A 20444-nucleotide genomic window follows, 5' to 3' on the forward strand; every position below is an offset into this window, starting at 1 on the left:
GATGGTTTTTGGGAGTCTTTTATGTTTGAACTCAGATAATCCCTGCTGGATGATCTCAATACTGCCTAAAAAGCACTCTACCGAATTTCATGCATTTTTTGATCTGGGACAGTATCATGCTTGAAAAATCGAAATTTCCGGTTTCAGGTAAACGTCTATTGAGAGGAACAACTCAGAATGCAGCTTCCTGAATTGAGATATGGTTGTGGGCTCCTGCAAGGGTGAACCGGGGAATTTGTGTTATCCTGCCGGGACACCGGTTCGAATTTTTTCAGAATTTTTTCACTTTTTTCACCGATTCGATATCACAAGTATTAAATTTTCATGAGCGGTATCATGTAGGATGATCATCACTCTTGACAAATTCTTCCCGCTCTTCGATGATGGTTCGCGAGATGAGGCTGCTGAAATCAACTTCAAGCTGTACGAAGAAATACGCAGGTATCACGAATCCCTTTTGAGAGAGCTTGAGAGGCTGTATAAGATTGCAGAAAGGGCAAGAAGCCTCGGCCTCGATCCAAAACCGCATGTTGAGATACCTGTTGCGAGAAACATGGCTGAGAGAGTCGAAAAGCTTCTCGATATAAATGGGATTGCCAGAAAAATTGAAGATTATGAAAATGCGGGCCTCTCAAGAGTTGAAATATGCTTCAGAATCGCCAAGGACATCGTCTCCGGAGAATTTGGAAACCTTGACAAGGAGACGGCTATGGATAAGGCTGTCAGGGCAGCTGTCGCGATTCAGACAGAGGGTGTTGTTGCGGCTCCGATTGAGGGCATAGCCAAAATAAGGCTGGACAGAAATCTCGATGGTAGTGAATTCGTCAAGATATACTATGCCGGGCCAATAAGGAGTGCAGGCGGAACAGCCCAGGTCATCTCTGTTCTCGTTGCTGACTATGTGAGGCGGTTGCTTGGGCTGAACAGATACATTCCGACAGAAGAGGAGATATTAAGGTACTGTGAGGAAATCCCGCTTTACAAGAAGGTGGCGAACCTCCAGTATCTTCCGAGCGATGACGAAATCAGGCTGATAGTTGAAAACTGCCCTGTGTGCATCGACGGTGAGCCTACGGAAGATGCTGAGGTGTCCGGCTACAGAAATCTTCCGAGAGTGGAGACGAACAGGGTCAGGGGTGGAATGGCGCTGGTCATAGCAGAGGGTATTGCCCTGAAAGCCCCCAAGCTTAAGAAGATCGTTGATAAAATCAAAATTGATGGGTGGGAATGGCTTGACAAGCTCATTAACAAGGACAGTGGGGGGAGTGAGACAAAAGATGAAAGCAAGGATGCAGTGAAACCGAAAGACAAGTATCTCGCTGACATTGTTGCAGGAAGACCGGTTTTCAGCCATCCATCGAGAAAAGGAGGATTCAGGCTGAGGTATGGGAGGGCGAGAAATTCCGGTTTTGCGACTGTGGGCCTGAATCCTGCAACAATGGTCATTGCGGGAGGGTTTATTGCAATCGGCACACAGCTTAAAGTCGAAAGGCCTGGAAAGGCTGGCAGTGTAATCCCCGTAACGAGCATCGATGGTCCCACCGTACGGCTTAAGAATGGGGATGTTGTTAGGGTCAATTCATACGATGAGGCGGTGAAAATCCGAGATTCAGTCGAGAAGATTCTGGATATGGGCGAGATACTCATAAACTTTGGAGATTTTCTGGAAAACAATCACCCTCTGATTCCTGCAGGCTACTGCTATGAGTGGTGGGTACAGGAAGTCAGGGGGAAGATACCGGAGAGTGATTACACCCGAATTGATGAGGATACTGCGTTATCGCTGTGTGATAATTACGGAGTCCCGCTGCACCCCGATTACACGTACCTCTGGCATGACATCTCTGCTGAGGATGCCCTCTACCTCAGGGATTACATAGTGAAAAATGGAAAGATTGAGGGCAAGTACGGCAAAAGCTCTCTCATCATAAAGTTTGACAGAAAAGCCAAGGAAATTCTGGAAGACCTGCTCGTTGAGCATAAAATCCGGGAGGGATACATCGTTCTGGAGCGCTGGAAGGTTCTGGCGAGATGCCTTGGACTGAATGAGGATCTGAAAATTCAGAAAGATGTGAAGCTTGATGAGCTTGGAGAACATCCAGACGGACTTGAATTTGCAAGAAAAGCTTCATGTATAGATATTCGGGCCAAAGCACCTTCGAGAATTGGGGCAAGAATGGGAAGACCCGAAAAATCGAAGGAAAGAATGATGTCTCCTGCTCCTCACATGCTCTTTCCACTTGGGGAGGCAGGAGGAAAGACGAGAGACCTGAAAAAGGCAGTGGATTACACCAAAGGTTACAATGCGACAAAGGGAGAGATTGAGGTCGAACTCCCGCTGAGAGCATGCCCAGAATGCGGAAGAGAAAGCTTCTACCTCAAATGCAGCTGCGGGGCTTTTACCGAGCAGCACTACCTCTGTCCCGCCTGCGGGATACGAACGAGGGATGAGGTCTGTGAGAGGTGCGGGAGAGAGACAACAGGTTACAAGCTCTGGAAGGTAAACGTCAGAGAGCTATACCACAGGGCGCTTGAAAATATTGGCGAGAGAGACAGTAATGGCACGATAAAGGGTGTAATCGGGCTTACTTCCAGAAATAAATTCCCTGAAAGGATGGAGAAGGGGATACTCAGGGCGAAAAACAAGGTTTACGTGTTTAAAGATGGTACAGTCAGATATGATATGACCGATCTGCCCGTAACTCATTTCAGGCCTAAGGAGATTGGTTTAACTGTTGAGAAATTAAAGGAGCTCGGATATGAGTATGATTACCTCGGAAATGACCTCCGGAATGAGGATCAGATTGTTGAACTGAAACCCCAGGACCTGATTCTTTCGAAAAGTGCCGGGGAGTATCTGTTCAGGGTTAGCAAATTCGTTGATGAGCTACTTGTCAAATTCTATGGCCTTGAGCCGTTTTACAATGCTGAAAAGCCTGAGGATTTAATAGGCCATCTTGTGATAGGCCTTGCACCCCACACCTCTGCTGGAGTTCTTGGAAGGATAATTGGCTTTGCTGACGTGAATGCGGGCTACGCACACCCTTACTTCCATGCCGCAAAGAGGAGGAATTGTGATGGGGATGAAGACTGCGTTATGCTTCTCATGGACGGTCTGCTCAACTTCTCGCGAGAATTCCTTCCTGACAAGAGAGGCGGCCAGATGGATGCTCCCCTCGTTCTGACGGCAATACTCGATCCGAAGGAGGTTGATGGCGAGGTCCACAACATGGATGTAACAGACAGCTATCCTCTGGAGTTTTACCTGGCGACTTTGAGATGTGCACATCCCAAAGAATTTTCAGGAGTCATTGAAAGGGTCGAGGACAGGCTCGGGGATGAGAGAAAGTATTTCGGGCTGAAATTCACCCACGACACTGATGATATCGCTCTTGGTATCAAAAGCAGTGCTTACAAGACTCTGAAGTCTATGCAGGATAAGGTGAGCCATCAAATGGAGCTGGCGAGAAAGATACGGGCTGTTGATGAACATGATGTTGCTGAACGAGTTATAAAAACCCATTTTCTGCCGGACATCATAGGTAACCTCAGAGCATTTTCGAGGCAGGAGTTCAGGTGTGTGAACTGCAACCAGAAGTTCAGAAGAATTCCTCTGGCGGGCAAGTGTACGAGGTGTGGTGGTTCTCTGACGCTCACAGTTCATGAAGGCTCGATAGTGAAGTACCTTGACCTTTCAAAAACCCTTGCCGAAACGTACAATGTGAGCGACTACACCAGACAGAGGATAAGGCTGATTGAGGTGGAGACACAGTCTCTGTTTGAAAGCGAGCTGAAAAGACAGATAAAAATTGATGAGTTCTTTTAACCATGACGGTAATGGTATTCGGTGCCGGAGCGCTGGGAAGCCTGATTGGAGCACTTATCCTGAAATCGGGTCAGGATGTGGTTTTTATCGCGAGGGGGGAACAGTACAGAGTATTGAAAGAGAGAGGGCTGAAAATTAGTGGACTGATGGACGAAGAATTTGAGGTAGAGGTGTACGACAGACCCGTTGATGCTGATCTTGTTTTTCTCACCGTGAAAGCCTATGACACTGAAAAAGCGGCTGAACTGCTGAGAGATGTGAGTTTTGATGGAATATGCAGTCTTCAGAATGGGGTGGGGAACGAGGACATTTTGTCAGGCTATTTCAGTGCAGTCGTTGGAGGAGTTACAACCTACGGGGCAAACCTGAAGGAACCGGGCCATGTGGTGTATGCGGGAGAGGGCATGACTTTTCTGGGAGACTGGAAGGGAAATGCTGCCCATAATTTTGCAGACGTTATGGAAAAAGCCGGGATGAATGTGGAGGTTGTTGGCGACATTGGAAAAAGAATCTGGGAAAAGGCTGCGATAAATGCGGTAATAAACCCACTCACAGCCATTTGCAGGGTCAGAAACGGCAAAATAGTGGAAATTCCTCAGATATGGACCATTGCGAAAAAAATAGCTGGAGAATGTGAGGCAATTCTTGGAAGGATGGGTTTTCATGTTGATGTTGAGAATGTAGCGAGGGATGTGGCGTTGAGAACGTCGGAGAACAGGTCTTCAATGCTTCAGGATGTCGAGAAAGGCAAGAGGACCGAGGTAGAGTTTATAAATGGAGCTTTCGTCAGAAAGGGCAGGGAGCTCGGGATTGATGCCATCTACAATGAGATGATGGTCAATCTTGTAAGGGGGATGGAACTTGGAATGGATTGATGTGTTTGTGCTGTCGATGCTGCCGGTCTCTGAACTGAGAGGTGCGATACCCTACGCGATTGTAAAAGGCTTTTCTCCGGGGGAAGCATACATCGTGAGCGTTGTGGGCAATTTTATTCCTGTGCCTTTGATAATCTTTCTTCTTGGGAGACTTGATGGCTTTTTCAGGAAACTGCCTGTTCTTGGCAGGATATATATGTTCGCGCTGGGTTTGGCGGACAAAAGGAGGGAGAAGGTGGAGAAATATGGCTATCTTGGTCTCACACTCTTTGTCGCCATACCGCTTCCCGTTACAGGTGCCTGGACTGGCAGTCTGATAGCATTTCTCCTTGGCATGAACAGGGTAAAGGCAACGCTGTTCATTCTTGCGGGGATACTCATAGCAGGTATCATAGTTCTCTCTGCATCTACCGGTGTCTGGATTGCCTATACCGGGCTGATGGGATAGATACAGGTCTCGTGAGTATATTTTAAATAATTTATCATTCTAAATTTATAATAGGTTTCAGCTCAAAAAAGCATTTTTGGGCCCCAATTCGGTTGAAAATCCGTTTCTATTGCTTTTTCAGAGAAACATGAAGAAGGTAAAAATATTTAAAACCACTTGCTCAGAGTTGCCTTTAAGCAGGGTGATGGTGATGACTGCAGACCTTCCAGTAAAGGAAATAATGACCAGGGAAGTATGCACAGTCTCAAAAAATGAATCTGTGCTTAATGCTTCGAGGAAAATGATTGAATGTGGAGTGGGTAGCGTTGTTGTGGTTGAAGATTCCAAACCCGTTGGTATTGTTACTGAGAGGGACATAATCACCAAGGTTGTTGCCCGGAACAGGGTTCCGGCGGATGTACTGGTTGAGGAAATAATGAGCTATCCTGTTATAACCGTATCTCCAAACACGAGCACAAGAGAGGCTGGCACGATCATGCTCAAAAAGGGCATAAGGAGATTGCCCGTCATTAATGGCGATGAGCTTGTTGGAATTGTGACCGATACTGATCTGCTCTCTTACTCAATCGATCTTGGCGAGTACATGGGGCTGATAAGGGAAGAGCAGTATGTGGTTGATGAGCCGGAAATCGGAAAATGTGAGATTTGCGGAAGAATTGCTGAGCTGAGAGATGCGGATGGAATGAGGGTTTGTGAGGACTGTTATGAAACTCTCTGAAGAGGGATTCTGATGCCAAACAACAGGAGGAATTCCAAATTTGGAAGTGTGATGGAGATAGCATCTATAAACGCAATAACGATCCCCCCAACGTCAACGATAATGACCTCCATGAAGACCATGATTAAATACAGTTTCAGGAGGGTCCCGATAGCCGATGCAGGGACACGGAGGCTCGAGGGGATTGTAACGAGCATGGACATCCTCAACTTTCTGGGAGGGGGAGAGAAACACAGGCTCGTTAAGGAGAGATACCTCGGGAACCTGATTGCAGCCATAAATGAAGAGGTCAGGGAAATTATGGAAAAGAACGTTCTCTCGATCCCTGTGTCAAGTTCCTGGGAGGATGCCCTGAACACCATGCTTGAGAACAACGTTGGTGGCGTACCTGTCGTGGATGACGAGGAGAGTGTTGTGGGCATCATCACGGAAAGAGACCTGATGACCTTCCTCGCCTCCCAGACAAAATGCGATGGGCAGGTTTCTGAGTTCATGACGAGGGGCGTCATTACTGCAGAGCCGAAGATGACAATAGAGGAAGCAATGAAGCTGATGGTCCAGAAGAAGTTCAGAAGACTTCCTGTTGTTAAGGATGGAGTTCTCATAGGCCTCATTACGGCCACGTCGCTGGTTCATTACTTTTCGGGCGAAGCTTTCAAAAAGCTCATAACCGGAAATGCAAAGGACGTTCTCACCCAGCCATTGACCGCAATCCTGAACAACGAAAACGTGCTTAAATACCGCGAACCTCTCGTCGTCAGACCTAATGCGAAGATATCGGATGTTGTGAGAAGAATGATAGACAGCAACCAGTCCTCTGCGCTTGTTGTCGATAATGAGCTTGTGGGCATCATAACTGAAAGAGACCTGATGAGAGCGTTATGTTCGTCGAAATAAGAAAATGTTTGTCTCTGAGAGTCTTGGCCTTTCAAAGCATCTGGGAGAAACTCTCGAGGAAAGGAAAATCCTGAGAGAGGCTTTAATCTCGCATTCTTTCTTTTCTGATGTTATTGAGGCGGTTAGATTCGATAAAAAATTCGGGGAGATTGAGGAAGGCACGGTTGTTGCTAAGACGATTAATGGCGTCCGCATTGTGAGAGGTTTCCCCAAAATAAAAAGAGCTCTTGTTCTGAATCCCACTCTGAAAAAGCATTTTGAGAATGAGGTTGCTGTTGAGGAAAAAATGAACGGGTATAACGTGAGGATAGCGAGATTCGGGAAGAATCTGTATGCCATGACGAGGAGGGGCATTATCTGCCCCTACACAACTGAAAAGGCGAGGGAACTCATAAACCCGGAGTTTTTTAAAGATCACAGCGACCTTGTCCTCTGCTGTGAGGCTGTTGGCGAGGAATCTCCTTACGTCCCGAAAAGCATGTACGGTGTTGAGGGTCTTGACTTTTTTGTCTTCGACATAAGGGAGGAGCGGACGAACAGACCTCTCCCTGTGGAGGAAAAACTGAGACTGTGTGAAGAGTATGGCCTCAGACATGCCACGTATTTTGGGACGTATGATGTTGATGTTGCACATGATGAAATAAAGGATATAATCTCAGATCTGGCCGGAAAAGGGAGAGAAGGCGTGGTCATTAAGGATCCGGAAATGAAACTTTCGCCATTGAAGTACACCACTTCCCAAACCAACGCCGAGGATTTGAAGTATGCCTTCAGGTTTTTCAACGATTACGGTAAAGATTTCATGTTTTCCAGGATAGTCAGGGAAGGCTTCCAGAGCTTTGAATTCAATGAGGGTGATAAAGAGTTCCGGGAAAGGTGTCTCAGGCTGGGCATGGCAATTCTGAAGCCCATGGTTGAGAGCATAAGAGAGGTTGCACTGGGTGGCAAGGTGTCGGAGAAACTAAGACTCAGGTTCGGCAGCCTCGATGTTATGAACCTGTTCTTTGAGCAGTGGAAGAGAAGCAAGGTGGATTTTGAGATAACCGACATCAAAAAGGACGGAAAAGATATTGTCGTTTTCGTCAACAAGACAATGAGAAACACGACCGACAAAATCAAAGCACATCTGGAGGGGATACCTTGGTAAGCGCTGGGATCGATGCCGGAACGAAAAGCTATGCAGTGTATGTGTTTGAAGATGGCAGGTACTTTGAGATTGATACTTCGGCAGTGAAAGCGAATCCTGAGGACTTTGTTGAATTTCTCGATTCACTTGAAATTGAAACAGGAGCTGGACTTTCTGGCTACGGTTTGCCCGTGAAGCGGATTTATGAGGTTGACGATCACGATTTGCGGATGATGACTCTCAACTTCGATGAAACCGCCACCATGGGGATGAGGAAGGTCATAGACCTCGTGAGGGAAAAGAAGCTTGAGATCTATACTATCCCGGCAGTCATACACCTGAACACAGTACCGGATCACAGGAAAATCAATCGGATCGACATGGGCACGTACGACAAGGTCTGTTCTGTGGCGTTTGTTCTTCACGAGTTTGGAATTGACCAGAGTTTTGTTCTTGCAGAACTTGGATATGGATTCAATGCGTTCATTGCTGTTGAGAATGGAAAGATAGTTGATGGCCTCGGAGGCACGTCCGGTTTTCCGGGTTTCTCAAGCCTTTCTTCGATAGATGCAGAGCTTGCATATCTCCTGAAAGACATAAATAAGGACCTCGTGTTTTCGGGGGGGCTTAAGAGCTATTTTGAAGATAGAAACATGGGATTTAATGCCGACATATTCTCTGAATGGGTTATGAAGGGAATTTACTCGCTGAAAGCCGTTGTGGATTTTGATAATGTCTATCTCTCTGGCAGGTTTGCAGACCATGTCCATAAAAGGGTCTCCGAGGAGTTCAATGCAGTCAATCTTGGCAGAATTGGCAGGAAGATTTCTGCGATTGGGGCGTCAGTAATCGCGAGTGGAATTTCAGGTAAGGATGGCAGGGATGTTGTGGAATCTCTCGAAATTTTGAAAGCGAGCGGCACCGTGCTGGACCACCTCACCTCTGACGTTGCGGGATTTCTGAGAGAAAACATAACCTTTAATATCCATAATAAATGACTGGGGATGTGATTGTAACCTACTCGATGAATGTTTTCATCCCCCTCACAAGGACATGCCGGAATAACTGCCACTACTGCGGTTTCAGGATCAACGATGGGAAGGTTATGGGTGAAGATGAGGTCGAGAACTTGCTGAAAAGGGCAAGCTCTGCTACCGAAGCTCTTTTCACCTTTGGCGAGAGGGCGGATGAATTCGGAAAGGTGAGGGACTGGCTCCGGGGAATGGGTTTTGATAGCATGATAGACTACACGGTGCATCTGAACAAACTTGCCGTCGAGCATGGCCTTCTCCCACACACAAATGCTGGTGTTCTGAGCAGAAGCGAGCTGAAAAAGCTGAAGGAATGGAATGCGAGCATAGGACTGATGCTTGAGCAGGCGGTCGAGCTTGAATGCCATAAGGAAAGTCCAGGGAAAAATCCAGAGGTGCGGATTAAAACCATAAAGGATGCAGGAAGGCTCGAAATTCCGTTCACTACCGGAATACTCATAGGAATTGGGGAGAGCAGAGACGACAGATACTACTCTATTGAGGTCATAGCTGATCTGGCCGAGAACTATGATCACATTCAGGAGGTAATAATTCAGAACTTTTCACCCAAAAAAGGAACCCCCATGGAATGCTGGAAAGCTCCTGGCATTGCTGAGCTGCTTGATGCGATAGAGTATGCAAAAAAAGCACTTCCGGATGATGTGGTCATTCAGATCCCTCCTAACCTTATCGAAAATCTGAAAGCCTGTCTTGATGCAGGTGCGAGGGACATAGGCGGGATATCTGAGGTTACTCCTGATTATATTAACCCCGAGCATCCATGGCCCAGTCTGAAAAAAATCGAAAAAAGCTTAAATGGTGAATACACCTTCAGAGAAAGATTACCCATACATCCGAAGTACGTCAGGATGGGATGGTATAGTGAGAGAATTGCACATCTGATAGAGCGTTATGCCGATAAAGAGGGATACCGATGCTCGAAATGAACGTAAAAGAGCTGATAAAAAACCCGTATCGCTCATTTGAGCTGGCCGACAGGCTGAGAGATGAACTTAAAGGAGATGTCGTCACCTTCGTGATAAACCGGAACATAAATTTTACAGACCTCTGCATCAACAACTGCCTCTTCTGCTCTTACAGGAATCGAAAAAAGTTCGTGCTGAGTGAGGAAGAGATAAAGAAAAAGGTCAGAGAGGCTGTGGATTACGGATGCACTGAGGTAACGGTTCAGGGGGGCTTGCTCCCGGAGGCCGGGCTGGACTTCTATATTTCGATTCTGAGAGCGATAAGGGATGTTTCAGGAGACATACATGTTCACGCCTTCTCGCCCATGGAGGTCTATCATGCTGCCAGAAATGAGGGCATTGATGTTGAGGATGTTCTGCGTGAGCTGAAAAAGGCGGGTCTGAACTCTATACCTGGTACGGCAGCAGAAATTCTTGTTGATAGGGTCAGGAAAGTTATATGCCCTGATAAGCTTACGACGGATGAGTGGAGGGAGGTGATTACTACTGCCCACAACCTCGGCATCCCTACGACAGCGACAATGATGTACGGGCATATTGAAACCTGGGAGGACAGGCTTGAGCATCTCAGGTTGATAAGGGAGATCCAGGAGGAGACAGGCGGGTTTACCGAATTCATCCCCCTGCCATTTATGAACAAGAACAACAGGCTCGGGGAAATTGCAAAACCGTCTAATGGCTTTGAGGATCTGCTTGTGATTGCCATAGCGAGGATATATCTGTATCCGCTCGTCGAAAACATTCAGGCCTCATGGGTTAAGCTCGGGAAGAAACTGGCTCAGGCATCTCTTCATACCGGAGCGAACGATTTTGGTGGCACACTGATGGAGGAAAATATATCCAGGTCGGCAGGCGCGACAAGTGGTGAATTCATGAGCCCTGAAGAGATAAGGGATGCCATACAGTCTGCGAACAGAATTCCTGCCCAGAGAGATACTCTATATGGGATTTTGAGAATGTATGAAGGTTAAATCTAAAAGTTATGCTGCCGGGACGGTGATCAATGCCCTCGCCACATTTAAGGGAGTGGCATTTGGAATAGACCTTGAAACGAGGGTTGTTTTTTCTGAAACTGATGATAGGGGATTTTACATATTTCAGAAAGGCAGGCTTGAGAGGAGTGCCATCGCTGAAAAGCTCATGCGCAATTCGGACTTTGAAGGTGGGGTTTTCAGAGTAGAGAGCGAAATTCCGGAGAGGAGTGGTCTGGGCAGCAGCAGTGCATTTATGAATGCCATCATACTTGCCACCCTCAAAGCGCAGGAACAGGAACTTAATGCAGGGAAAATTCTCAGGCTGAATGCGCGAATGAGTCTCGAGTTCGGGATGAGCTATACCGGAGCCTTCGACGACGCCTCTGCTTCACTGCTTGGAGGTTTTGTTTTCTCGGATAACCTGAGAATGAAGCTTTACAGAAGGGTCGAGCCTGAGGGTGAGGTTCTCGTACTCATCCCGGAATGGCAGAGGGGTGATGTGAAACCGGACGTCATGAAAGAAGGCTCAGAGAACGTTGAGAGGGCTTTTAACCTTGCTATGGAGGGCAAATACAAAGAGGCAATGCTTATCAACTCGATGCATTATTGTCCGAAGCTGAATCTTCCCCTCGAACCGGTTTATGCACTTCAGAACCTGAACGTATCTGCAGGTCTTTCAGGCAACGGTCCGAGCTATGTTGCTTTTGGAGATGATATTGATGCAGCAGAGGAGATATGGTGCAGTTTCGGGAAGGTGATACGGAGGAAGATGGTTAATGTGCCTGCAGATTTGATTGAAATTCCTGAAAATCTGTTTTACTGAAAAACTATATCTACCTGACTGTTTGAACAGATGCTATGGAAAAAAGGCTTTACAGAGAAAGGGAGGACAGGATACTTTTCGGGGTGCTTGCAGGCATTGCAAGATATCTGGAACTTGATCCTGCCATTGTCAGGATTGCCTTCATCCTTGTTTGCCTTGTTCAGCCCGTTTTCATTCTCGGATACTTTTTAATGGCCATTGCGATTCCTGAGAAAAAAGCTGCAAACACTCCTGAAGGTTTTGATGATGTCGAAACGCCGGCCTTTAACTACGCGCCAGATGAACGGAAGAACAGAAACTTCATAGGCATCGTGCTTGTTGCCATAGGGGCATATGTCCTCCTTGAGGAGTATGTCTTTTTCCCCTTCGGCGTCAGGGAGCTGGCAGGGCTGCTGATGGTGGCGCTTGGTGTTTACGTTCTCATAAAGAAGTAATCATTCGTATCTCAGGGCTTCAATCGGTTCAAGGTTGCTGGCTCTCCATGCAGGATACAGTCCGCTGATTACTGCTGTGAGAATGCCGAAAAAGAAACCCTCAAGAGAAAATATTACTGTTGTGAGGTTGAAGATCGTCGCAACATCTCCCAGTATGAGCTTTGTTATCAGGTAGCCCCCGGCAATGCTCAAGACTGCCCCAACGAAACTTCCTGACACTCCCAGGATCGATGCCTCGAGCAGAAAGATTTTCATGATGATCTTTTTCCTCGCACCTATTGCACGCATTATGCCTATCTCCTTTGTTCTCTCGATTGTTGACATGAGCATGATGTTCAGTATACTCACTCCAGCCACGAGCAGGGACACTCCGGCTATTGCCATTAGAAACAGGTTCATCTGTGCGAACGCTTCATCTATTCTGTTAAGTATGGATTTCATCTCAAGAAGCTCTACTTTCTCGTCTTTCATGTTGACTGTCCTTGATATGTACTTCTTGAACGGTTCAATGTCCTCAATGTTCTTGACCTTTACAATCACTGCAGAATACTCTGCGGGATGCTCCTTCGGAGAAATTATTACTGCATTATTTGGATTTATATCAAATCTTGCTCCTTCTTTTTCGAGAATTGCGGAAATTCTGTATATCTTTCCGTTCAGGGTTATCTTGTCTCCCAGCCTTATTTTAAGGTCCTCTGCGAGGGACTTCCCTATTATTGCTCTTCCTGCCTTTAGATTTATAACTCCCGATTCCGCCTTGAAAAGATCAGCCACATTCTGTTCATCAAGACCGTAAACCGTTACGACTCGTTTATCTCCCCGAAATAAAAGCTCAAAAGCATCAGCTTTAACGGGAATTACCTGAGAAACAAACGGGGACTTTTGTATTGTTTCTATATCTCTGTCGTCAATGAATCTGTATCCCTCTTTGGGATTGGGGGAAATTATAATCTCATTGGCTATATCTCCAAAACTCTGGAGAACGGCTTTTTTCAGGTTATCTCCGAAAATTCCTATGGACGTTATTGCAGTAACACCTATGATAATCCCGATTATTGCCAGAACGCTCCTCACTCTCGCTCTGCTCAGATTCCTAATTGCCAGCTGAAGATACATTTATGATCCTCCCGTCCCTCAGTCTAACCACCCTATCTGCATAACTTTTCAGCGACTCATCGTGCGTTACGAGGACGACCGTAACCCCTTCTTCGTTGAGAACCCTGAGGATTTCCATAACCTGTTTCCCGGTCTGTGAGTCAAGGTTACCTGTCGGTTCATCGCAGAGCAGGATTTCGGGATTGTTGGCAAGAGCTCTTGCTATTGCAACCCTCTGCTGCTGCCCCCCACTCATTTCCACCGGTTTTCTGTCTGCCTCTTTTTCAATCCCCACCAGCTTCAAAAGCTCCATTGCCCTTTCACTCCTTTCCTGCTCACTCTTGCCCCTGAAAATCATGGGTAGCTCCACGTTTTCTCTGGCTGTCAGAGTCGGAATCAGATTGAACTGCTGGAATACAAATCCTATGGTGTCTCTCCTCAGATCGGTAAGCTCGTCATCATTGAGCCCGGATGTGGCGACGCCGTTTATGTAAATCTCTCCTTCAGTTGGCTTATCAAGGCAGCCAATCAGGTTGAGCATTGTACTTTTTCCACTGCCTGACGGCCCCATGATTGTCAGAAACTCTTCCTTCTCTATTTCCAGATTTATACCGTCAAGTGCCCTCACTTCGTAAAATTCCGTCCTGTACACTTTTTTGACGTTGTCGAATACCACGACCTTCATTTTCTCCTGAACGCCAGAATTGCAAGCAATATTATTGCCACCGATACGATTGCGGAAGCGTAGAGAATCTCTCTACCTCCTTCGGTGCTTTTTATTTCGGCCTTTCTCTCTTCAGCAAATGATGAGATTGTCAGCACGTTACCTGCCAGGTTTTTCCAGCTCACCTCAATTGTTCCGTTGCCCTTTGCCTTGAACGAGAACACTTCGTAATCCTCTGGAAGAATAGAACCGACAAAATAGCTTTTACCTCCAAAGCGTACTATGACGTTTTTAACCTCGGTTGAACCGAGATTGCACACTTCTCCTGTAAGTGTGCTGTCCTCGAATTCATATCCGCATATCTGTACTGCACTTTCGTTAATTGTGCTGAATTCGAGCTTTTTTGTCATCTCATGCTCTTTTCCAAGTTCATCTCTGTATTTCAGCGTAACATCTGTACTTTTTTCCGGCTGAATGTAAAAATGTCCCTCCCAGGTCTCGTTTGGCTTCAGCTCCGGAATGAACTTCTCATTCTCTCCGATGGCTATGGTCAGAGAATTTATCGGCGATTTTTTAAGGTTGGCGACCTTGACGGTAACTTCAACAGCCTCATTTGAGTATGCGTTACGATTATATGTAACGGAAAGGGTAACCCCCGATGATGTGACCCATACCGGATTTACCTCCTTTACAACACTGTGGATGTTATCTCCGTTGTTGTATTCAATCTCAAAACGGAGTTTTTCCGGTTTTTCTGGTGTGAAAACGAATTCAAAGTCGTTTCCATAACTTTCTGAAGGAGAAGCGTTGAATAGTGGTTTAATCCTTACCGCAGAATCCCAGATAGCCGAAACAGAAATTATGTTCTTCTCTCCGAGATACACCTCGCTGGTCCTTAGAACCAGTTCCGGTTCAGCGCTTTCGACTGTGAAGGGTATGTATGTCCTTATTATTCCGTTATATGTTTTCACACTCACCTCAACAATGTGTGTCCCCTCTTTTTCGGCTTTGAAGATGAACGGGAGGCGATATTCTGAGTTGGGAGGTATCACTCCCACTTCAGAGAATATTCTCGGTGAAATGAGGTCTGAAAAGAATACAATGCTTCGTAGATTCTCCGGAATTGGATTAGGGTTTTTTATTATCAGGAAGCATTCCACCTCGTCGCCCACGAGTATTCTGTCCTGGCCGATCTCGTAGGTTACCGACACCTGGGCGGCAGCAGGGGCGATTAATATGAGGAGACCGATAAAGAAAATCAATTTTTTCATATTTGTGTGGAGTGATGCATTGAATTTAATATTTTCTGCTGGACGGAATGCACGGGCTGAGTAAAGGGCTTAAATGGGCTTTCTCCACACCAATATCAGTGTGAGGACAACCCTGGTAAGGGACAGAACGGCCAGCAATACGAACAACTCCAAAACCGCGTCGAATATCAGAAATAGCATTATGAGAAATATTCTTTCATCCCTCTTTCCGGGAATTTTTCTCAAAACCGGGTAATCCTGAAAAATGCTCCTGCCAAACGCCCCTCTGTATCTCTCTGAGGTGTAGCTCACCATGTAGCTGCCAAACGCTGCAAGGGAGAAGAGAACCCATCCGGTCGTGTCGAGGCTGGAGGTATAGGCAAGGCCAAGCAGGAAAAGGAAATCGACGATTCTGTCCAGATTTGAATCTATCCAGCCGCCAAACGGACTGCCCATCATCTTCGCCCGTGCAATTTCTCCATCAATGCCATCTAAAATTGAACTCAGCTGAAAAAATATGCCCGCAACAGGTTTGGAGAAAAATATCAGTAAAAAGGACATTGTTCCTGCGAGAAAGCTTATGAGGGATGCTTGGTTTGGAGTAAGGCTATTAATGACCTTTTCTGTAATCCTGATCGATATCTTCCTGTTCAGGTGCCTTGAAATGAATCCGTCCTCTCCAGACTTTATGCTCCTCCTTATAATCTCCCTGTTGGCCCTTTCAAGCTCCTCCTCAGTGTCAACATCCATCCAGAATTTGCCCGAAACCAGTGTGACCTCCACTCTCGCTTTTTCCATAATTTCGGAAAGGGACACCTCTTCCTTTTCTCTTACAATTTCTTCAGCATGCCTGAAAATTTCAGGTGTCAGTACAAAAAATCCGGTGTCAATGCAGTCGAAATCTGTCAGCTCTTTCCCTATTCTCTCCACCCTGCCATTTTTTACTCTGACTTTTGTGGCCTCGCTGATATCCACGAATTCCGGTTCGGGATCTCCAACCAGGCCCTTTGCTCTCACAGCCTCTTTTATAAACTCTTCTTCGTAAACATGGTCGCCCATTATCAGAATGAACTCCTCGTTGATGAAGTCTTTTGCCAGGTAGAGGGAATATCCATTGCCTTTTTCAGGATGGGCATTGGTGACATGTCTGAATTTGAAACCCTCTCTTTCAAGAAACTCCATGATCTGAGGTCCGAATTTGGGATTGATGACGAGAATGAACTCCTGAACACCGCACTCTTGGAGCATTTTGATGTTTCTCCAGATTATTTCTCTGCCCCCCACCCTCAGCAATGCTTTCGGGCGACCTCCCATTCGTGTCCCCAGACCGGCTGTGAGTATCACCGCCTTTCTGGGAACATTTCCGGAGGTCATGCGAAAATGTTGGGGTTTTATGAATATAAATTGAACTACAGAAATGCTGCTTGCAAGGCCTTCTCAGGAAAGAGTTATATAGCATTTGATGTAAAGTTATATCAATGGTGAAAAAGGAAAGAATAGAATTTGATGAAAACATATCTCCTCTATCACCACTGGAAGAAAGGATTATGGACTTTCTGTGGACCAATGGTCCATCTCCCATTGGAGTCATCTCCGAAAGTTTAAACGTCACAATGTCGAGTGTCGCCGCAACTCTCGACAGGCTTGTGAAAAATGGAATTGTCGAAAGAAGGCAGGAAAAAGTAGGTGGTAGAAGAAAATTTGTTTATTATCCCCTGCTATCCAGAAACGATATGGTGAAAATGTTTGTGGAAAACATACTGGACAGGCTTGTTGAGAATTTTGGGGATGTGGTGGTGGAGTATTTCCACAGGAGAGGCATTAGGCAATGAACACTCTGGAGTGCACGATCGTCTGCTTCAAACAGTCAGGAATGATGTTTCCGATTCTGGTGATCACTTCCGGTGTCCTCATTTCTCTGGCAGGCTATTTTGCTGTCAGAGACAATATTGAGAAACTCAGATTCTACTGGATGGCGAACGTACTCGCTCTGTTCAACGCTCCGGTTGTTTACTTTTCTATGGCATGTGACATGCTGTTCTTCCTTAAACTGTATATCACGTATGCTTTTCTGGTTCTGACCGGAATTTTCATTTCTCCACACCTTTACAGGTATTATCTGAAAAAGAAATATGGTTACGAGAGAGATGTAGAGCTTGAGAGGCTCGCAGGCCTTGAGAGGGTGTATCTTCTAAATACTTCATTTCCAAGAGCTTTTACAATGGGCAGAGATGTTTTCATATCTGCAGGAATGCTTGAAATCCTGGACGAGTCCGAGCTGATGGCTGTGCTGTATCATGAAAAGTTCCATGTACTCGAGAACAAGACTCCATTTCTCAACAAGCTGAAGTTTCTCACGTTTTTGCCGTTTTCACAGGAAAAAATCGAGAAAATGGCAGACGAGTATGCGATCAGGATGATCGGCAGAGATCCACTGGAAAGAGCAAAGAAAAAGTTGGAAGAGTTCTACGGCTAATGCTCGAGTTCCAGGTCCTCATAATCTTCGTTGATGATCTCGTCGGGGTCTGCATACCACTCCGACCTTCTTCTCTTCAGGATGACGTATAGAACGATCAGTCCTGCTGAGATGAGGACCACCGGATAGTACCAGAGTCCCGCAAAAACACCTTCTTTGGGAGGATTGGCCAGAATCTCCTTACCGTATGTTGACTGAAGTTCGGCTATAATCTCTTCCTTTGTCATGCCTGAACTGATCATCTGGTTTATCTCTTCTCTGAGTTTGGCTGCAGTTCCGCACTCACAGCTTTTCAGTATCATGCCGCAACCGCACGTACAGAGAACATCGCTCTGAATGTCATCGAGAGTCACTGCAAGAGCTTTGCCACCTGCGATTAAAAGTAAAAATAGAACTATCACTGCTTTCAGTTTCATGAAACCACCTCTTCTTTTTTCTTTGCACCTTCAAACAACCCCCTGACGAATCTCCTCGGTATCAGTGCAAAGACACCTCCTGCGGTTAAAACCCAGCTTCCGAGCCATATCAGGTTCACGGTAGGTTCGATTTTGACTGTCAGTAGAGCCGAATTTTCATCTATTCCGTTCAGGATGAGGTACAGGTCTTTCGGGAATTCCGTGTGGATGTACACCTTCCTTATCTGTTCTCCATTGCCTGCTTTATACTGCTCTATTGCAGGTCTGGCCACACCGAGCAGCCTTCCATCCTTCCAAATTTCAATTTTTGCCGCCCACGTTGTTTTCAGCGGAGTATCTTCATAGTCCGGTGCGGAATATATCAGGGTGTATTCCCCAAAGTTTGCTGGCTGGTGTATCTGGAGCCTTACGTTCTCGTATTCTTGGGCGTAAATCCCACCCGCAATGCCGATGAAAACCAGGAGCAGTCCCAGATGGGCGGTGTAACCGCCGTATCTTCTCCTTCTTCTGAGAACGATTTTGATCAGACTCAGGTTGCCGTACTGTTCTCTGAAGCTTGCTGTGTCCCAGATGTACTGCTGAAGGTGAGTGGTTATCGCAAACAGGAATGAGGAAATTGCTATCACCATCTCAAACCTGTGTCCTACTGCGATTGAGTATACAAGCCCTGCAACGAATGCGGCTGCTGGTAGTCTGAGCCTCTTCAGAAGTTCTTTACCTGAAGTCCGTCTCCAGGGGAACGCTATGCACAGTCCAAGCAGGATTATGAGGAAGAACGCAAGGGGCGTGATCACCGTGTTGTAAAATGGCGGACCGATTGTGACCTTGTATCCCGTGATACCCTCGCTTATCAGCGGAAATATTGTTCCCCAGAATACCGTGAGTGCTGAGGTAACGAGTATCAGATTGTTGAACAGAAATGTGGCCTCTTTCGAGGCAGCAGCCTCGATTATGTCCTTGCTTTTTATGTAATCCTTCCTTTCATAGATTATGTACAGCGTTATTGCGAATACGGCAAAGAGCATGAACGTGAACGGGGGAGTGAGGTTGCTCTGCCCGAATGCGTGAACGCTGCTTATCACTCCGCTCCTCGTAATGTATGTCCCGAGGATGACGAATTCGAAGGTCATGAATGCCAGAATTATGTTCCAGAGCTTCATGCCCCGTCTGGCTTCCTGAATCATAACGCTGTGCATCAGTGCAGAGAGCGTTAGCCACGGGAGGAGGGAGGAATTCTCCACAGGATCCCATGCCCAGTATCCACCCCAGCCGAGGACGTCATACGCCCAGAGTGCTCCCCAGAATATGCCCTGAGTAAGCCAGATCCACGTGAACACTATCCATTTTCTCCCCCTGTACACCCATGTGTCGTTGGCCGTCATCACACCTGCAAGTGCCAGTGCATACACTATTGCCGAGCCAGCGTATCCCAGAAACAGTGTTGGTGGATGGGCAGCCATTTCGGGGGTCTGGAGCAGAGGGTTAAGCCCGGCTCCATCTGAGGGCATAAATCCGAGATCCCGGAACGGATTCTGAATTGAAATCAGTAGTGAGAGGAAGAACAGGGCAATTATATTCACGATCAGTAGTGTGTATGCAGAGAGAAGGTCTTTTTTCTCCATCCTTACATACGCAACCGCGTAACCCATTATCAGGATAGTCCATAGCAGAAGAGAACCTTCAGAACCGGCCCAGAACGCAGTTATCTTGTAAGCTGCAGGAAGTGCTATGTTCGAATGGTATGCCACGTACTCTATTCGGAAGTTATCTGTGAGGAAGTAATAAACAAGCAGTGCTGAGCTGACCAGCGTCGTAGCAGCAGACAGATAGATGGCTTTCTCTCCGTTTTTGAGGTATGATGCTCTCTTTTCCTTTATACCGAAATAGTACGCTGCGGTGGAGTAAAGCGTACTGATAAATGCGATAAACAGAAAAATATATCCTATATCCACGATTTCACCTCCTCATAATTCCCAGTCGTTATCCTTTCCTGGCTTCTTTCCGCCTTTTCTGCCTTTATTCTTGGATCTGCTTCCGAGCTGATATGCGATTATTCCCGTTATAACAATTGCGGCCAGATAGAATGGCAGAGGGTTCACGTTGTTGTTTCTTGAGGCAGATTTTATCGCCTCCAGTTCAGCGTTTACGAGAATGGCGCTACCGTACTGGTTCACGAATTTCTGGATGATCTCGTCGGGGGTTTTTCCTGACGTAAGCTCTCTCGATATCTCTGTTTTTGCTGCAACTGCTGTTTCGCATTCACAGCTGTACAGAATCTCTCCACAACCGCATGGACAGTATATCTTTGTTTCTACGTCAAGCGGTGAGTATGCTGAACTTGCCACTCCAGAGAATATTATCAGGATTGCTACCAGTTTGACCAGTTTTTTCAACATCCTATCACC

The 20444-nt window shown here is 46.4% G+C and carries 20 protein-coding genes; 13 read left to right on the forward strand and 7 right to left on the reverse strand.

Going from position 1 to position 20444, the window contains the following annotated elements; translation table 11 throughout:
- Positions 1-343: 343 nt before the first annotated feature.
- The 11 genes from polC (at position 344) to LPQ35_RS05240 (ending at position 12138) form a co-directional block, all read left to right on the forward strand.
- Positions 344-3826, forward strand: coding sequence for a DNA polymerase II large subunit (gene polC / locus LPQ35_RS05190; RefSeq protein WP_193807624.1), 3483 nt, complete (start codon positions 344-346; stop codon positions 3824-3826).
- A 2-nt stretch (positions 3827-3828) separates the two neighbouring features.
- Positions 3829-4701, forward strand: coding sequence for a 2-dehydropantoate 2-reductase (locus tag LPQ35_RS05195; RefSeq protein WP_193807625.1), 873 nt, complete (start codon positions 3829-3831; stop codon positions 4699-4701).
- A complete protein-coding gene (locus LPQ35_RS05200; RefSeq protein ID WP_346297703.1) occupies positions 4688-5149 on the forward strand; it encodes a small multi-drug export protein in 462 nt (153 codons plus the stop codon). Before LPQ35_RS05195 ends, LPQ35_RS05200 begins: the two co-directional genes overlap by 14 nt.
- Before the next feature lie 190 nt (positions 5150-5339).
- On the forward strand, positions 5340-5867 hold the full coding sequence (locus tag LPQ35_RS05205; RefSeq protein ID WP_193807626.1) for a CBS domain-containing protein: 528 nt from the start codon (positions 5340-5342) through the stop codon (positions 5865-5867).
- Between the two features lie 12 nt (positions 5868-5879).
- A complete protein-coding gene (locus LPQ35_RS05210) occupies positions 5880-6764 on the forward strand; it encodes a CBS domain-containing protein (protein ID WP_193807627.1) in 885 nt (294 codons plus the stop codon).
- A 4-nt stretch (positions 6765-6768) separates the two neighbouring features.
- Positions 6769-7911 carry an RNA ligase gene (locus LPQ35_RS05215; protein WP_193807628.1) on the forward strand — a complete coding sequence of 381 codons (1143 nt, stop codon included), beginning with the start codon at positions 6769-6771 and terminating at the stop codon, positions 7909-7911.
- The gene (locus LPQ35_RS05220; protein WP_193807629.1) at positions 7905-8888 is read left to right on the forward strand and encodes a DUF1464 family protein; all 984 of its coding nucleotides are present in this window, start codon (positions 7905-7907) and stop codon (positions 8886-8888) included. The genes LPQ35_RS05215 and LPQ35_RS05220 overlap by 7 nt, the downstream gene beginning before the upstream one ends.
- Positions 8885-9868 carry a 7,8-didemethyl-8-hydroxy-5-deazariboflavin synthase subunit CofG gene (cofG, locus tag LPQ35_RS05225; RefSeq protein WP_346297704.1) on the forward strand — a complete coding sequence of 328 codons (984 nt, stop codon included), beginning with the start codon at positions 8885-8887 and terminating at the stop codon, positions 9866-9868. Before LPQ35_RS05220 ends, cofG begins: the two co-directional genes overlap by 4 nt.
- Positions 9856-10878 carry a 5-amino-6-(D-ribitylamino)uracil--L-tyrosine 4-hydroxyphenyl transferase CofH gene (cofH, locus tag LPQ35_RS05230; protein ID WP_346297705.1) on the forward strand — a complete coding sequence of 341 codons (1023 nt, stop codon included), beginning with the start codon at positions 9856-9858 and terminating at the stop codon, positions 10876-10878. The genes cofG and cofH overlap by 13 nt, the downstream gene beginning before the upstream one ends.
- Positions 10868-11704, forward strand: coding sequence for a shikimate kinase (locus tag LPQ35_RS05235; RefSeq protein WP_193807631.1), 837 nt, complete (start codon positions 10868-10870; stop codon positions 11702-11704). The genes cofH and LPQ35_RS05235 overlap by 11 nt, the downstream gene beginning before the upstream one ends.
- 35 nt (positions 11705-11739) lie before the next feature.
- Positions 11740-12138 (forward strand): PspC domain-containing protein, encoded by a 399-nt coding sequence (locus LPQ35_RS05240; protein WP_193807632.1) that lies wholly within the window; start codon positions 11740-11742, stop codon positions 12136-12138.
- Here the strand turns inward: LPQ35_RS05240 and LPQ35_RS05245 are convergent, their stop codons facing one another.
- The 4 genes from LPQ35_RS05245 to LPQ35_RS05260 form a co-directional block, all read right to left on the reverse strand.
- The gene (locus LPQ35_RS05245; protein WP_193807633.1) at positions 12139-13254 is read right to left on the reverse strand and encodes an ABC transporter permease; all 1116 of its coding nucleotides are present in this window, start codon (positions 13252-13254) and stop codon (positions 12139-12141) included.
- Positions 13232-13918 (reverse strand): ATP-binding cassette domain-containing protein, encoded by a 687-nt coding sequence (locus LPQ35_RS05250; protein WP_193807634.1) that lies wholly within the window; start codon positions 13916-13918, stop codon positions 13232-13234. Before LPQ35_RS05250 ends, LPQ35_RS05245 begins: the two co-directional genes overlap by 23 nt.
- Positions 13915-15168 carry a hypothetical protein gene (locus LPQ35_RS05255; RefSeq protein ID WP_193807635.1) on the reverse strand — a complete coding sequence of 418 codons (1254 nt, stop codon included), beginning with the start codon at positions 15166-15168 and terminating at the stop codon, positions 13915-13917. The genes LPQ35_RS05250 and LPQ35_RS05255 overlap by 4 nt, the downstream gene beginning before the upstream one ends.
- Positions 15169-15237: 69 nt before the next feature.
- Positions 15238-16521 (reverse strand): bifunctional L-myo-inositol-1-phosphate cytidylyltransferase/CDP-L-myo-inositol myo-inositolphosphotransferase, encoded by a 1284-nt coding sequence (locus LPQ35_RS05260; protein ID WP_193807636.1) that lies wholly within the window; start codon positions 16519-16521, stop codon positions 15238-15240.
- Positions 16522-16625: 104 nt separating this feature from the next.
- Here LPQ35_RS05260 and LPQ35_RS05265 point away from each other — a divergent pair, with 104 nt between their 5' ends.
- Both LPQ35_RS05265 and LPQ35_RS05270 read left to right on the forward strand, forming a co-directional pair.
- On the forward strand, positions 16626-16979 hold the full coding sequence (locus LPQ35_RS05265) for a BlaI/MecI/CopY family transcriptional regulator (RefSeq protein ID WP_193807637.1): 354 nt from the start codon (positions 16626-16628) through the stop codon (positions 16977-16979).
- Positions 16976-17623 carry a hypothetical protein gene (locus tag LPQ35_RS05270; RefSeq protein WP_193807638.1) on the forward strand — a complete coding sequence of 216 codons (648 nt, stop codon included), beginning with the start codon at positions 16976-16978 and terminating at the stop codon, positions 17621-17623. Before LPQ35_RS05265 ends, LPQ35_RS05270 begins: the two co-directional genes overlap by 4 nt.
- Here the strand turns inward: LPQ35_RS05270 and LPQ35_RS05275 are convergent.
- From LPQ35_RS05275 to LPQ35_RS05285, 3 genes are read right to left on the reverse strand one after another with little or no spacing between them, the layout of a single operon-like run.
- Positions 17620-18039 carry a cytochrome c-type biogenesis protein CcmH gene (locus LPQ35_RS05275; protein WP_193807639.1) on the reverse strand — a complete coding sequence of 140 codons (420 nt, stop codon included), beginning with the start codon at positions 18037-18039 and terminating at the stop codon, positions 17620-17622. The genes LPQ35_RS05270 and LPQ35_RS05275 overlap by 4 nt on opposite strands.
- A complete protein-coding gene (locus LPQ35_RS05280; protein ID WP_193807640.1) occupies positions 18036-19991 on the reverse strand; it encodes a cytochrome c-type biogenesis CcmF C-terminal domain-containing protein in 1956 nt (651 codons plus the stop codon). Before LPQ35_RS05280 ends, LPQ35_RS05275 begins: the two co-directional genes overlap by 4 nt.
- 12 nt (positions 19992-20003) lie before the next feature.
- On the reverse strand, positions 20004-20435 hold the full coding sequence (locus LPQ35_RS05285; protein WP_048093193.1) for a cytochrome c-type biogenesis protein: 432 nt from the start codon (positions 20433-20435) through the stop codon (positions 20004-20006).
- Between the last annotated feature and the right edge of the window lie 9 nt (positions 20436-20444).

Source organism: Geoglobus acetivorans, from assembly GCF_039641995.1.
Taxonomy (GTDB): Archaea; Halobacteriota; Archaeoglobi; order Archaeoglobales; family Archaeoglobaceae; genus Geoglobus; species Geoglobus acetivorans.